Raw genomic sequence first — 13,130 nt, forward strand, 5'->3', positions numbered from 1 at the left:
CGTGGACTCCCTCTTCACGCTGCTGCGCGTCGTCGTCGCGTTCGCAGTCGTCGTCGGCCTGCTGCTGGTGCTGAACCGGAAGACCCGCAAGTGGACCTCCCGCAGCAAAAGCAACTCCGCCGTTCGCGTGTACGCCAGGCAGGCCCTGGGTCAGAAGACCAGCGTCGTCGTCGTCGACATCGACGCGCGCCGCTACGTGCTCGGCGTCGCCGAAGGCAACGTCACCGTCATCGACAAGCGGAAGGCGCCGGAAAGCGCAGCCGCCCTGTTCGCAGCTGAGCTCGGACGCGCCGACAGTGACGACAACACCGGTCTGGCAGATGCACCCGAAGCGCCCACCATCGGGCAGCGGATGCCGTTCGTGCAGAGCCTGTCCGTCAGCGCGAAGCAGATGTTCGGAGGGAAGCGATGAGCGTCACCGTCACGCCCGCCGACCTCCGCGCCGAACGGCGCATCCGGTACAGCCGGTGGGCTGCGTGCGCGCTCCTGGTCGCTGTGGCTGCGGTCGCTATCGTCCTATTCACGGGATCCGGCGCCCACGCCGCAACCCTGCCCACCGGGCCGACCGCACCGGCCACCCCGGCCGCAGGAACCGGCACCATCAGCATCAACGGTCCGAACGGCGCCCCTTCGAGCGCCATCGTCACCATGCTCGGCATCACCGTGCTGTCCATCGCCCCCGCGCTGCTGCTGATGATGTCGTCGTTCACGAAGGTGTTCGTCGTCCTCGCCATGGTCCGCAACGCCACCGGACTGAACACCCTCCCGCCGAACCAGGTGCTGGCCGGCATGGCGCTGTTCCTCAGCATCTTCATCATGCATCCGGTCCTCGGAGCCATCAACACCGAAGCGGTGCAGCCCTACCTTGCCGGCCACATAGACTTCGGCAGCGCGATGACCGCCGCGGAGACACCGCTGGCGCACTTCATGGGCGCACACACCCGGCAGGAAGACATCGCCCTCATCACCCGCGCAGCCGGGCAGCACAACCCGAAGAACCTCGCGTCGGTGCCGTGCACCACCCTGGTCCCCGCGTTCATGCTCTCCGAGCTCCGCGCCGCGTTTGTCATCGGGTTCGTGGTGTTCATCCCGTTCCTCGTCATCGACCTGGTCGTCTCCGCGAGCCTGATGTCGATGGGGATGATGATGCTTCCCCCGTCGATGATCTCCCTTCCGTTCAAGGTGCTGCTGTTCGTCCTCGTTGACGGCTGGGGTCTGGTCATCCAGACGCTCGTCACCAGTTACAAGTAGGAGCGTCATGGACCAGAACACCCTCATCGGCATCGCCGTGCAGGCCATGATCATCACCGCGAAACTGGCAGCACCGATGGTCCTCACCGCACTGGTCATCGGGTTCGCCGTGTCACTGCTGCAGTCCGTGACCCAGATTCAGGAAGTGACCCTGTCCTTCATCCCGAAGGCAATCGGAGTCGCCATCGCCCTGCTGGTATGCGGCTCATGGATGATCAGCGAGATGGTCACCTACACGGAGCTGCTGTTCAAGCAGATTCCGTCGCTGCTGAACGGGTAGCTGATGCAGTTCGTCATCGACCAGAACGCCATCGAAGCGGTCGCTCTGGCCTCGATCCGCATCCTCGTGTTCCTCGTCATCGCGCCGCCGTTCGCGCAGCAGGCCATCCCCACGCAGGTGAAAACGATCCTGTCGGTGGCGCTCGCTGTCGCCATTGGTCCGGCGGTGACGCATGGCTACGTTGCTGGCAGCACCGGCCAGTTCATCGTCGAAGTGGTCATCCAAGCCGTCGCCGGCGGGCTCCTCGGGTTCCTCGTCTACGCCGTGTACACGGCTGTCGAAATCGCCGGGAGTCTCCTGGACCAGTTCGGCGGGTTCTCCATGGCGCAGCAGTACGACCCCTCCACCCAGATTCAGGGTGCGCAGTTCGCTCGGCTGTTCCAGATGATCGCGTTGACGCTGCTGTTCACCTCGAACGCGTACCAGGTGGTCATCGAAGGTGTCGCCCGGTCCTTCACCGCGCTGCCGCTCACCGCCGGCATCGCAGGCCTCGGCGTGCAGCAGAACCTGCTCACCATCGTCACGCAGATGATGCTCGCCGCGCTGCAGATCGCGGGCCCCATCGCCGTGGTGCTGTTCCTCGTGAACGTCGGTCTCAGCCTCCTCACACGGGTTGCGCCGCAGCTGCAGGCGTTCAGCCTTGGCCCGCCGGCGCTGGCGTTGATGACGATCCTCATGGTGTCCCTCGGGTTCACCGCCCTGCCGTCGGTCATCTCATCCCTCACCGGTCAGGTGTCGCAGATGCTGGGCGGTGTCGGCTGATGGCGGACAGCGGAGAACGCACCGAACAGGCGACCGAGAAGCACCTCAAGGAGGTGCGACGGAAAGGGTCGCTGACCAAGTCCCGAGACCTGCCTGCATGGGTTGGTCTTGCCGGCGCTGCCATCATGGTGCCCGCGACGGTGCAACGGGCGCAGCAGGCGGCGATGCATCAGGTGCTCTCCATCCGCGACGTCATTCAGCATCCCGATGCCGGCGCCGCCGTGACGTACATGCGGGACGCGCTCGGGTCCGTCGGCGTGACCCTCTGGCCGCTGTTCGCGGTCTCCGGCATCGCCGTCATTGCCGCGTACGTCGCGCAAGGGAACCTGTACTTCAAAGCGCCGACCCTGCGGTTGAGTCAGCTGAACCCGATGACCGGCATCGTCCACATGTTCTCCACCCGCACCCTCTGGGAAGCGGCGAAGACCATCCTCAAATCCGCGGCCGTCGCACTGGTGCTGTGGGGGAGCATCTCCGGCCTCACACCCATCGTGCAAGCCCTCGGCGCCCTGCCGCTGGCCAGCATCCTCGGCACTGCGGAGAACGGCGTCTGGGGGCTGGTTCGCACCACCATCGCCGCCGGCATCGTCTTCGGCGGCTTCGACGTCATCGTCATCATGCGCCGCAACCGGAAGCAGACAATGATGACGAAGCAGCAGGTGAAGGACGAGCAGAAGAGCTCCGACGGCGACCCGATGGTGCGCGCGCACCGCCGGTCCCGGCAGATGGCGATGAGCCGGAACCGGATGATCCAAGCGATCAAGGACGCCGACGTCGTCGTCGTCAACCCAACCCACATCGCGGTCGCGCTCCGATACGTCCCCGGGAAGTCAGCGCCTCGCGTCGTCGCGAAGGGCGCAGACAACATCGCCGTTCGCATCCGTGAGGAAGCCCGCGACACCGGTGTTCCCCTCGTCCGCGACGTGCCGCTCGCCAGAGCGTTGCATCAGCGGTGCAAGCTCGGCGATGAGATCCCCCACGAGTACTTCCCGGTCGTGGCGAACATCCTCGTGTTCGTCCGGCAGCTGAAGCAACGCGGCGCATCCCTGTCCGACGTGCACGACGCACCAGTTCGGTAGCGGCCGTGGCCGCGGTGCGCAGCGATGCGGAGTCGAACGGCTGCGGCTCGGGTGGCGCCCGCCTAATCCGCGGCGGATCCAGCGTGGGGTTCGGCGTAAAGGCCGCGCCGGTACCCATTTACCGTCTCTAGCACTGTCTGTAGCACGTCACCGAGGCGGGCGATCCGCCGTCGGGTGAGATCGATGAGCTCATCGGTGCTGAGGCGCTCAAACCCCGGCGGCGGAAGCTGCATCGAGCTCATCTTTACGCGTGCGGCCTCGACCGCCTTACGAACGTCCTCGTCGAGTACTTGGCTGCCCACGAGCATGAGCTCTACGTTTCGGTTGAGGCCCTCCTCGCCGCCGCCAGGTGTGCTGCTCGTAAGTTGACCCTGCTCACGCAGGGTGTCGAGGTCGAAAAGAAGCACACGACCAGTGGCCCGGCCATACTCCTGAATCAGCTTGGGCAACCTGGCGAAGGTCTCGAGTTCGAAGGCGCGTCGTTCCGCACGAGCGCGAGCGGCGGCTTGCTCGGCGCGAGCAACCTGCTCCCTGGTCTGGGACTGACGGTCGGACCGTGCCTGCGCCAGGAGGTTCCCGAAGGAACCGAGAGCAACACCCACCAGCCCGGACAGAGCCGGGACGGCGAGCTGCACGAGCGCCGTGGTCGTCATGCGAAGAACGCTACCGGCGTCCTGCGACAGCCCGTCGCGCCGCGTTTGCACCACGAGCCGCGGCTCGCCGAACCACAGGCGTCCCCTCGCCGCCGACCTGACCCCTTCCGGCATAGGGAGAGCATGCGCCTGAAGAACCTGCCGCGATACGCGGTGCCTGCCGGTGTGGTGGGCATCGTCCTGCTGCTGATCATGCCGGTCCCGTCGTGGGCGCTGGACATTCTCATCTCGGTGAACATCGTGTTCGCCCTCGTGGTGCTGCTGATCACGATGTTCGTGCAGAAGCCGCTGGACTTCTCCCTGTTCCCAAGTCTGCTGCTGGTCGCAACACTGTTCCGCCTCGGCCTGAACGTCTCGTCGCTGCGGCTCGTCCTCGGCCACGGGTACGCCGGTCAGGTCATCGAAACGTTCGGTCAGGTGACCGTCGGCGGGAACCTCATCATCGGCGCGATCGTGTTCCTCATCCTCGTCGTCATCCAGTTCATCGTCGTCACCAAGGGCGCGGAACGTGTTGCGGAAGTCGGCGCCCGGTTCACCCTCGACGCGATGCCCGGCAAACAGATGGCGATCGACGCGGACCTGAACGCCGGACTCATCACGGACACGCAAGCACGAACCCGACGCGCGGAGGTCGCAGCGGAAGCGGACTTCTACGGCGCGATGGACGGTGCGTCGAAGTTCGTCAAGGGTGACGCGATCGCCGGCATCCTCATCATCGTCATCAACGTCATCGGCGGCATCATCATCGGAATGCTGCAGGGCGGCCTCAGCATCACCGACGCGCTGAACAAGTACGCACTGCTGAGCATCGGTGACGGTCTCACCGCGCAGATCCCCGCCCTGCTGATGGCGATCTCCACCGGCATGATCGTCACCCGCTCCGGCAGCGACTCCGACATGGGGTCCACCGCCGGAAAGCAGCTCGCGCAGTCCCGTGTCGCTCTCATCATCGCCGGCTGCGCCGCCATCGTTCTCGCCCTCATCCCAGGGATGCCGAAGGTGCCGTTCCTGACCGTCGGCGTCGGCCTCATCGTCGTCGCTCAGCGCATCCGTGCAAGCGAGGCGAAGAAAGCCGCGGAGGAGCAGCAGAAAGCGGTGGTGGAGAAGACCACCGGCACGAACGACACCACCGCGGACCTCATGGAGCAGATGAAGGTGCATCCGCTGGAAATCCAGCTCGCACCGGACCTCGTCGACGTGGTCAACACCGACACCGGCGGGGACCTCCTCGCTCGGGTGAAGGGGCTGCGGCGAAAGATCGCGATGGAACTTGGGGTCGTCATCCCGCCGGTGCGCACCCGCGACAACTCCGACCTGCCGCCGGGCACCTACGCCGTTCTTGTCGCCGGAACGGAAGCAGGACGCGGCACCGCGCCGCGCGGGAAGGTGCTCGCTCTCGGCGAGCACCTGGACACCCTCAGCGGCACTGACACGGTCGAGCCGGTGTTCGGCCTCGCCGCGAAGTGGATCGCGTCGGAGATGCAGCACAGCGCGGAGATGCTCGGCGCCACGGTCGTTGACCGCACCAGCGTCATCGTCACCCACCTGTCGTCGCTCATCACCCGGAACGCCGACCGGCTACTCACCCGCGAAGACGTGCGCGTCCTCACCGACCACCTCAAGCAGTCGAGCCCCGCTGCTGTGGACGAACTCACCCCCGCGCTGCTGTCCCTCGCCGAGGTTCAGCGAGTCCTGCAGGGCCTCCTCATCGAAGGGGTCCCCATCAACGACCTCGCCCGCATCTACGAAGCGTTGGCAATTCGCGCGAAGGTCTCTACCGACATCGAGGGCCTCATCGAAGCAGCCCGCGGCGCACTGCACCCGGCGTTGGCGAACACGCATAAGGACGACGGTGTGCTGCGCACCATCACCTTCGATCCGCTCCTCGAGCAGGCAATGCTCGAAGGCTTCAAGGTCACCGAGCACGGCTCCACGATCACCCTCGAGCCGAAGCAGTTCGAACGCACGCTCGCAGCCATCCGGAACCAGACGGCACAGAACGACAGCGCAGTCATCGTTTGCTTCCCCCAGATCCGGGCGGCGGTGCGAAAGCTCGTCGCCACCCAGGTACCGCAATTCCCGGTGCTGTCCTACACCGAGGTGACCGGAGTGTCACCCATTGAGTCGATTGGAGTGATCCGTGCCGAAGCGCTGGCCGCTTAACCTCCGCCCGAAGGGCGACGTCCACCACCTAACCCCGACCGGCATCGCCGCACTGCTCGACGACGCCGACAACGCTGACACCGACGCTGTCGGGCAGGACAACGCCGCCGTCTTCGACGACGTCATGGACCAGACCCTCGGCACAGCCGAGGTCGATGCGACGGAGAACCCCACGGTGGCCTCGACACCAGCCCCGGAACCCACCACCCACGTGCAGGTGCGACCCATCGCCCCCGTCACCCCGCTGAAGCGACGCGCGCCCGAGTTCGCCCGCCGCCCCGGCGACCTCGTCTACGTGTTCGGGCTCCGCGACGACGCTCGCACCGTCGCCGAAGCGCTGCAGGCCGCGTACGGCAGCGTCGAGGTGGTCCTCGCCGGCACGTACCGCCGCGGCAACGGCCGGCACATCGAGGACCGGCGGGAGATGTTCGCAGCGCGCGCTGACGGGGTCCGCACCGCCCGGTCCTTCATCGTCGCCGTCGGACTCGGGGTCACCCCGGCAGACGCTGACCTGCACCTCGCGTTCCTCGACGAAGTTATCCCCGACCAGGTGTGGCTCGCCGTGGACGTCACCCGGAAGCCGGAGGACACCTCCACGTGGGCCCACACCGTCGCGCAGGCCGCCGACGGCATCGACGCGGTCGCCGCGCTCGGCGTCGCGGAGACGACGACGCCGGACTCAACCGACTACCTCGGTATCCCCGTCGGCTGGATGGACGCGCAGCCGTCCGCTGAGATCGCGTGAGGCCCTGATGCTCGTACTCAAGCGCAAGCCGGGGGAGAAGATCCTCATCGGCGACGACATCGTCATCACCGTCCTCGACGCCCGAGGCGACGGAGTCCGCATCGGCATCGACGCACCCCAGGGCGTCCGCATCCTCCGCGACGAGGTGTTCCGCGAGGTGGAAGCAGCCAACGCAGCCGCCTACGCCGCCGCCGACAGCCGCGAAGCAGACACCCTCCGCACCCTGCTCGGGAAGTGAGCTGAGGCGCCCGGAACACCACCGGGCGCCTCCCATGAGAGACCGTCCCCGCTGACCCGGAGCTGGCCGCATAGGCCTCTCCGTGACTCAACTGCGAAACCGGACTCTCACCCGCTCTCTCACCCACACCGGCCCCACTTCGGGGGCAAGTTCCACCAGCCGCCCTGAAACCGTGCACGTGCACGCGCACGGGCTGGGCATGAACGCAAACACTGCCCTCCGCCGCACCCACCTCACCAACAACGAAATCGACGCCCGCGCCACCCAGTGGGCGAACGCCGCGATCGACGGCACGATGACCGAGACCGAAGTTCGCTGGCTCATCGCCAACGACCTCGCCGGCACCGACATCGCCTTCACCGTCTCCCGGTCCCGCCGACAGGACGCCACCACGCAGGAGCGCGATGACCTCGTCGCCGAACTCCTCGAGATGATCGAGGTCAAGTGCCTCCAGGACGACGGAAAGGGCCTCGACCTCGCACGCACCGCCAAGGGCCAGTCCGCATGCGGCTGGGCACGGGAACTCGCGAAGGCCGTGATGGCTTCCGAGCTTCGCAACATCCGCCGCATCGGACTCCGCAACGCCTGGGTGGACCCCACCCTCGACCTCGGCAGCGCCGAGGGCGGCGTTTCCTACGCACAGATGGCGTTCCACACCGCGTCGGATACCCCCGACTTCGACGCCAGCCTCGACGGTTCCCACGACGCGGACGAGGAGCTCGACGACATCCACGAGTCGTTCCTCGAGGAAGCAGCCGGGAAGCGCAGCAACGCCCGTCTCGCCCTCGCCGCCAAGGCGCTCCGGAAGGCGTTCGCCCTCCCGGAGCTCATCCGCCCCAGCAACCCGTTCGACCGTGAGTGGATCCGCAACGCCGTCACCGAGGACCGGGACGCTGCCCGCCAGTCCGTCGCCGCGATGCACGCCCTGTACACGTCGGTGCAGACCCCGGAGCAGCGCGCCACCGACATGCGTCTCCTCGCTGTGTGGGATGACTACACCGCGGAGCAGCTCGCGAAGCTGATGGGCCTCGGCGCCGACGCGGCGCAGGTCCTCGTCCTCGCCGCCGTCGCCCTCCAGCCGCGACCCAGCCGCGACCAGCTCACCCTGTCGCTGTTCCTCCTCAGCCACTTCGGCCCGCAGGACGACGCCGAGTGGGAGAAGTTCCACAAGGCGCTGTTCGAGTCGTGGGTCGCCACCGAGGTCGAAGCCACCAGCGAGTTCTCCTCCCGCGCGCCGACGGAGAAGGCCGTCAAGGCCCGCCTCGAGGCCGCCCTGTCGTGGCCGGAGCGTGCCGCCCAGGCCATCGCCCTCCCCGGCAGCCCCCTCGGCGACACCGAGCGCGCCGTCGCCATGAAGATCGGCGAGGCCGTCGGCATCATCATCGAGGGCTGACCTTCGAACGCAGACATTCAGCAGCCGTCGGCTCGGCTGCTGAATGTCCGCGTTCACGCGGCTCGCATAGACCGACCATGCCCGGCCGACGTACCGACACCATCGACAACACCATCTACCGCGACTCACGGCACGACATGCACCGAGAGGACGGTCCCGCCGTTCACTGGCTCGACGGGACCGCCCTCTGGTACATCCACGGGAAGCTCCACCGCGACGGCGGGCCGGCCATCGAACATCCCACCGGTAAGGAGGAGTGGTATCAGCACGGTAAACGGCACCGCGACAACGGACCCGCCGTCACCTGGCCCGACGGCACCACCGAAACGTGGCACCACGGCGTCCGACAGGACCTGTCGAACGGAGAAGCCGCTGAGAACTGAAGGAGGTCCGCGTGATACCGCCGATTACGCTGTCTACCTCAGCGTTCCGCGCATAGAGGATGTGACGGACAGGAGCCTCGTGACCACCAGCATCATCTGCGCGCTCTGCGGCCAGCAGCGTGACGTGCCCGCAGTGCATCGCTGCTTCCTCCCGGACGACGTCCGCGACGACAGGCCCGACGTCCTCGAACTCAGCCGGCACGCCGAGTCGCTGACTTACCTGATCACGCTTGCTGGCGGGACGCCGGTGATCGTGGGAGGCACCGTCAGGGACGCGCTCATCCGCCACTTTCATGGATCCGCACCGCAGCCGCCGAAGTCGCTGGACCGTCAGTTCCGAGACACGCTTGAGACAGCGCCTGAGGGATTCGTCCGTCGCGGCGGCCCCATCGCTCAGGACGTAGATGTGGAGGTGCACGACCTCGCCGACGTGAACGCGATGGTCGCGCTACTGCGGGACAACGACGCCGTTGTGGTGGAAGCGGGCGGTCGGTTCCCCGTCTACAAGGCGACGTTCTCCGGCGAGCACTTCGACATCAGCGTCGCGCAAGGGGCGTACAGCGACGACGATGGGCTGACCGCCGCGTTCTCCTGCCGCGACGTCACCGTCAACGCTGTCAGCTACGACGCGAGCACCGGCGAGTTCATCGACGTGTTCGGGGGTATCAACGACATCCGCGACGAGGTCCTCCGACCCACGTCGGACCGGTTCGACGAGGATCCGCTCCGCGTTCTCCGTGCCGTTCAGTTCGTCTCCCGCTACGGCTTCACCGTGCACCCGGAACTCATCGACCGGGCCCAGCGGCTGTCGGACCGGTTCGACACGATCGCCGTCGAGCGGCTGTGGCCCGAGTGGAAGAAGCTGACGCAGGGAGTCCACATCTCCGCAGCCCTCAACGCGTTGCACACCCTCGGTTGGGAGCGGCACTTCCCGGAACTCGCCGCCATCCGCAACGTGCCGCAGGACCCGCACTGGCACCCGGAAGGCCCCGTACACGTGCACCTCGGCCTCGCCGGCGACCACGCCGCCGCCCACTGCGAACGGGACGGCATCACCGGCGACCAACGTGTCATCGTGGTGCTCGCCGCTATGCTCCACGACCTCGGGAAAGCCGGACCCGGCACCCAACACCTCGTGCAGGAGGACGGCTCCGTTCGCATCAAGAGCCACGGCCACGACGAATACGGAGCGGACGCGGTCCGAGCCCTCCTCGGCCGTATCGGCGCACCCCGGCACATCATCGACGCGGTCGCCGTCATCGTTCGCGAGCACATGGTCGCCAACAGCGCAGCCGACCGTGGTCCGTCCGCTGCTGCCGCCCGCCGCCTGTACCGACGCCTCGGCGCCACGGTGGAGATGGTGGACGCGTGGCTGCGCGTGTGCGACGCCGACTGCCAGGGACGCGGCGCCGGATCCAAACGAACCAGCGCCTACGACTGGGCCGGGAAGATGTTCCTCGCCGCAGCCAGCACCCACCGGCCGCTGCTCACCGGCCGCCACCTCATCGACGCCGGACTCACACCAGGCCCACTGTTCAAGCAGATCCTCGCCGACGCCGTCGAAGCGCAAGACAACGGCGACTTCAACACCAGCATAAGCGCGCAGGCGTGGTTCCGAGAGCACGCTGCGGACTACGGCATCACCGCGAAGCCGGACCCGCTCGAAGGAATGCTTCGCTGAAGCGAGCCTCTTTGTAGCGGCACAAGTTGCGCGCTGAAAGGCGCTACCTCGCCCCACTCTCGAGCCGCACACATGCTCGTCATGACCGCCGCTCTTCGGAAGAAGCAGACGGGAGAGCCGTACCGGAACGCTGGCCACTTCGGCCACCGCGTGCACGCCCCCGACTCCACACACCTCGTCTCGACCGCGGCCGTGGGCGGGTACGACCAAGTGGACGCGGACCTCGTCGGGAGCGTCTCCTACCTCCGCGGCGGTGCGTTCCACCGCGAGGACGGTCCCGCCCGCGTCCTCATCGATGGAACCGAGGAGTGGTACCGGCGCGGACTGCTGCACTCCTTCGACGACCAGCCAGCGGTGGTGTCCTCCACCGGCGACCTCGAGTGGCGCCGGGACGGTGTGCCGCACCGTGACGGCGGGAAGCCGGCGAAGGTCCTCGCCGATGGCACGCAGATGCATCTGCGGAACGGGCAGCTGCACCGTGACGGTGACCAGCCGGCGGTGAGCAGCCCGAACGGGCGCACCGAGTACTGGGTTGACGGGAAACGGCACCGCGACCCCGCAGCGGGTCCGGCTCGCATCCATCCCGACGGCGCAGTCGAGTACTGGGTGCACGGCGTCCGCTCCGCGACCTGACCACGGCTGCTCCCGGCCCAGTTTTGTCGCATGTCCTCGTGCGGCGGAGGAAAACCGCCAGCCGCACCACCAACAGGAGACGCCCCGACATGACCGCATCGCCGACGCCCCTCGATTGGCCCCTCCAGCTCGGCCGAGATGAAACGGTTCCCCTTCGATGCGCGTCCGCCCGTCAGCTTCGACTCGCCGCCATCCTCGCCGACGACCAGCACGTGGGTGACCTCGCCGCGGCGTTCCGTCGAATCGCTGAAGCGATCCCCGAGGGGCAGACCGCGGCAGACCTCAGCGAAGCGCGACTGAACCAGATCATCTGGGAGGGCGTGCACGTTGAGTGACACGGAAGTGCACGAGCTTCTCGACCAGGCATGGGAGCCGGTCAACGACGAGCTGGAGAAGCAGAACCTCATCGCGCAGGTGCTCATCACCGGCTACGTCGTCCTGTGCCTGTTCACCGCGGGGTTCGGCGTGGACTTCACCGGGAACGGATTCCCCATCATCGGGAACACCCTCACCATGGTCGGGCTCTGCGGCCTCCTGTACGTCAGCGTGGAGCACCTCGTCCGACGCGCACGCACTCAGGTGCCGACGCTGCCCATCGGGTTGACACCCCTGGAACGGTTCATCACCGCGGTGCCGCTGCTGCTCCTGGTTGTCGTCGCCGCGTCCGGACGATGACCGGTCCCGGCGCCGAGCAGCCGCACCGCAGGTTCGACCTGAACACGCTCCGTCCCGCCTGGGCAGCGAAGGCCCGACAGGGCTTCGACTGGGCTCGAACCCGACGGGACACCACCAGCGCGGGCACCACCGTCCACTTCGGGAACCTCACCGACGCGCTCCTCGAGTTCGTCCGCGGCTCCGAAGCTGTCGTCGGATGCGTCGCGTGGATCACCAGCCGCGACATCGTCCACGAGCTCGCGCAACGTCCCGTCGCCCTCATCGTCAACAAGGAGTGGTCGCTTCGGTCCACGGACCGGAAAGCATCCTCTGCGCGGCAACGCGCGCTCCTCGCCACACTGCATGGCGGTCTCCGTCGACGCGACTTCCCCAAGCCGCTGTCAGACATTCCGACTGGGGACGACAGTATGCCGGCGGTGCGGTGCGTCGGTCACACGCCGCGGACCGGGGCCGCGAACACACCGCTGATGCACTCGAAGTTCCTCGTCCGCCTGCAGCACGGCAAACCGGTCGCCGTGTGGACTGGGTCGTTCAACTTCACCGGCAACGCCGCGAACAACGTCGAAAACGCTGTCGAGATCCACCACCGGACTATCGCCCGCGCGTACCTCAACGAGTTCGCACGAGTCGCAGCGCTGTCCGAACCGCTGGAGTTCAAAGCGGGGAAAGCCGACCCAGCATGGACCGGAGCGGAAGGCACATCCACCAGCGCAACGCCGCCCGCAGCGAAGCCCCCTCGGCCGACCACGGCCGCCGCTCCGAGGACCGGCAGCCGCGCACATACCAAGAGCCAGAAACCCCGCACCACGCGGAGCCGACGCACCACCAGCACCGCCAAGAAAGGAAAGCAGCGATGAGCAAGCCGTCCTTCCAGGAGTTCCAGAACGCACTGTTCTACCAGGAGGACCGAGCCGCACTCGGCATCCCCCTCACCACCTTGCAGGTCCGCGACCTTCTCGACGACAAGCGTGCCCTCGCCACCTACTACCGTGGTTGGACGCCCAACTTCGACCCGCTCCGACAGAGCGTTCGCCTGCCGCGGACCGCCCGTGAAGCACGCACCAACGTCGCCGGCGGGTTCGCAGGGCTCGTGTTCCTCACACTCGCCGCGATGCTGACCGGCTGGGCCGCAGCCGGAGCGCAACTGCTGTAACAGCGGGCGCCGCGCACATCGCCAGTGCCCACATCGAAGGA

17 protein-coding genes are annotated in these 13,130 nt (G+C 67.2%); 16 read left to right on the forward strand and 1 reads right to left on the reverse strand.

Annotated elements, in window-relative coordinates; translation table 11 throughout:
• Position 1: 1 nt before the first annotated feature.
• From DEI94_RS19635 to DEI94_RS19655, 5 genes are read left to right on the forward strand one after another with little or no spacing between them, the layout of a single operon-like run.
• Complete coding sequence (locus tag DEI94_RS19635) at positions 2–412, forward strand: FliO/MopB family protein (RefSeq protein ID WP_111025318.1); 411 nt, start codon at positions 2–4, stop codon at positions 410–412.
• The gene (fliP, locus tag DEI94_RS19640; protein WP_111025319.1) at positions 409–1,251 is read left to right on the forward strand and encodes a flagellar type III secretion system pore protein FliP; all 843 of its coding nucleotides are present in this window, start codon (positions 409–411) and stop codon (positions 1,249–1,251) included. Before DEI94_RS19635 ends, fliP begins: the two co-directional genes overlap by 4 nt.
• A 7-nt stretch (positions 1,252–1,258) precedes the next feature.
• The gene (locus tag DEI94_RS19645; protein ID WP_111025321.1) at positions 1,259–1,531 is read left to right on the forward strand and encodes a flagellar biosynthetic protein FliQ; all 273 of its coding nucleotides are present in this window, start codon (positions 1,259–1,261) and stop codon (positions 1,529–1,531) included.
• A 3-nt stretch (positions 1,532–1,534) separates the two neighbouring features.
• Complete coding sequence (locus DEI94_RS19650) at positions 1,535–2,293, forward strand: flagellar biosynthetic protein FliR (RefSeq protein WP_111025323.1); 759 nt, start codon at positions 1,535–1,537, stop codon at positions 2,291–2,293.
• Positions 2,293–3,372, forward strand: a complete 1,080-nt coding sequence (locus tag DEI94_RS19655) for an EscU/YscU/HrcU family type III secretion system export apparatus switch protein (protein ID WP_111025325.1) — start codon at positions 2,293–2,295, stop codon at positions 3,370–3,372. The genes DEI94_RS19650 and DEI94_RS19655 overlap by 1 nt, the downstream gene beginning before the upstream one ends.
• A 62-nt stretch (positions 3,373–3,434) precedes the next feature.
• On the opposite strand, the gene DEI94_RS19660 is transcribed toward DEI94_RS19655, so the two are convergent.
• On the reverse strand, positions 3,435–4,025 hold the full coding sequence (locus DEI94_RS19660) for a hypothetical protein (protein ID WP_146249372.1): 591 nt from the start codon (positions 4,023–4,025) through the stop codon (positions 3,435–3,437).
• Positions 4,026–4,148: 123 nt separating this feature from the next.
• On the opposite strand from DEI94_RS19660, the gene DEI94_RS19665 reads away from it, so the two are divergent.
• The 11 genes from DEI94_RS19665 (at position 4,149) to DEI94_RS19715 (ending at position 13,089) form a co-directional block, all read left to right on the forward strand.
• The gene (locus DEI94_RS19665; protein ID WP_111025329.1) at positions 4,149–6,188 is read left to right on the forward strand and encodes a flagellar biosynthesis protein FlhA; all 2,040 of its coding nucleotides are present in this window, start codon (positions 4,149–4,151) and stop codon (positions 6,186–6,188) included.
• Positions 6,166–6,933: a hypothetical protein gene (locus DEI94_RS19670; protein ID WP_111025331.1), complete on the forward strand. Its 768-nt coding sequence runs from the start codon at positions 6,166–6,168 to the stop codon at positions 6,931–6,933. Before DEI94_RS19665 ends, DEI94_RS19670 begins: the two co-directional genes overlap by 23 nt.
• Before the next feature lie 7 nt (positions 6,934–6,940).
• On the forward strand, positions 6,941–7,171 hold the full coding sequence (csrA, locus tag DEI94_RS19675; protein WP_111025333.1) for a carbon storage regulator CsrA: 231 nt from the start codon (positions 6,941–6,943) through the stop codon (positions 7,169–7,171).
• 199 nt (positions 7,172–7,370) lie between these two features.
• A complete protein-coding gene (locus tag DEI94_RS19680; RefSeq protein WP_111025335.1) occupies positions 7,371–8,564 on the forward strand; it encodes a hypothetical protein in 1,194 nt (397 codons plus the stop codon).
• A gap of 77 nt (positions 8,565–8,641) precedes the next feature.
• Entirely contained in the window at positions 8,642–8,947 is a 306-nt protein-coding gene (locus tag DEI94_RS19685) for a hypothetical protein (RefSeq protein WP_111025337.1), read from the forward strand.
• Between the two features lie 79 nt (positions 8,948–9,026).
• A complete protein-coding gene (locus DEI94_RS19690) occupies positions 9,027–10,628 on the forward strand; it encodes an HD domain-containing protein (RefSeq protein ID WP_146249373.1) in 1,602 nt (533 codons plus the stop codon).
• 81 nt (positions 10,629–10,709) lie between these two features.
• Positions 10,710–11,261 carry a hypothetical protein gene (locus tag DEI94_RS19695; RefSeq protein WP_146249374.1) on the forward strand — a complete coding sequence of 184 codons (552 nt, stop codon included), beginning with the start codon at positions 10,710–10,712 and terminating at the stop codon, positions 11,259–11,261.
• An 89-nt stretch (positions 11,262–11,350) separates the two neighbouring features.
• Entirely contained in the window at positions 11,351–11,596 is a 246-nt protein-coding gene (locus DEI94_RS19700) for a hypothetical protein (protein ID WP_111025343.1), read from the forward strand.
• Positions 11,589–11,936, forward strand: a complete 348-nt coding sequence (locus tag DEI94_RS19705) for a hypothetical protein (RefSeq protein ID WP_181441677.1) — start codon at positions 11,589–11,591, stop codon at positions 11,934–11,936. The genes DEI94_RS19700 and DEI94_RS19705 overlap by 8 nt, the downstream gene beginning before the upstream one ends.
• Complete coding sequence (locus DEI94_RS19710; RefSeq protein WP_181441678.1) at positions 11,933–12,793, forward strand: phospholipase D-like domain-containing protein; 861 nt, start codon at positions 11,933–11,935, stop codon at positions 12,791–12,793. Before DEI94_RS19705 ends, DEI94_RS19710 begins: the two co-directional genes overlap by 4 nt.
• Positions 12,790–13,089 carry a hypothetical protein gene (locus DEI94_RS19715; RefSeq protein ID WP_111025347.1) on the forward strand — a complete coding sequence of 100 codons (300 nt, stop codon included), beginning with the start codon at positions 12,790–12,792 and terminating at the stop codon, positions 13,087–13,089. Before DEI94_RS19710 ends, DEI94_RS19715 begins: the two co-directional genes overlap by 4 nt.
• Positions 13,090–13,130 lie beyond the last annotated feature (41 nt).

It is taken from the genome of Curtobacterium sp. MCBD17_040, assembly GCF_003234805.2.
In the GTDB taxonomy this organism is placed as follows: domain Bacteria; phylum Actinomycetota; class Actinomycetes; order Actinomycetales; family Microbacteriaceae; genus Curtobacterium.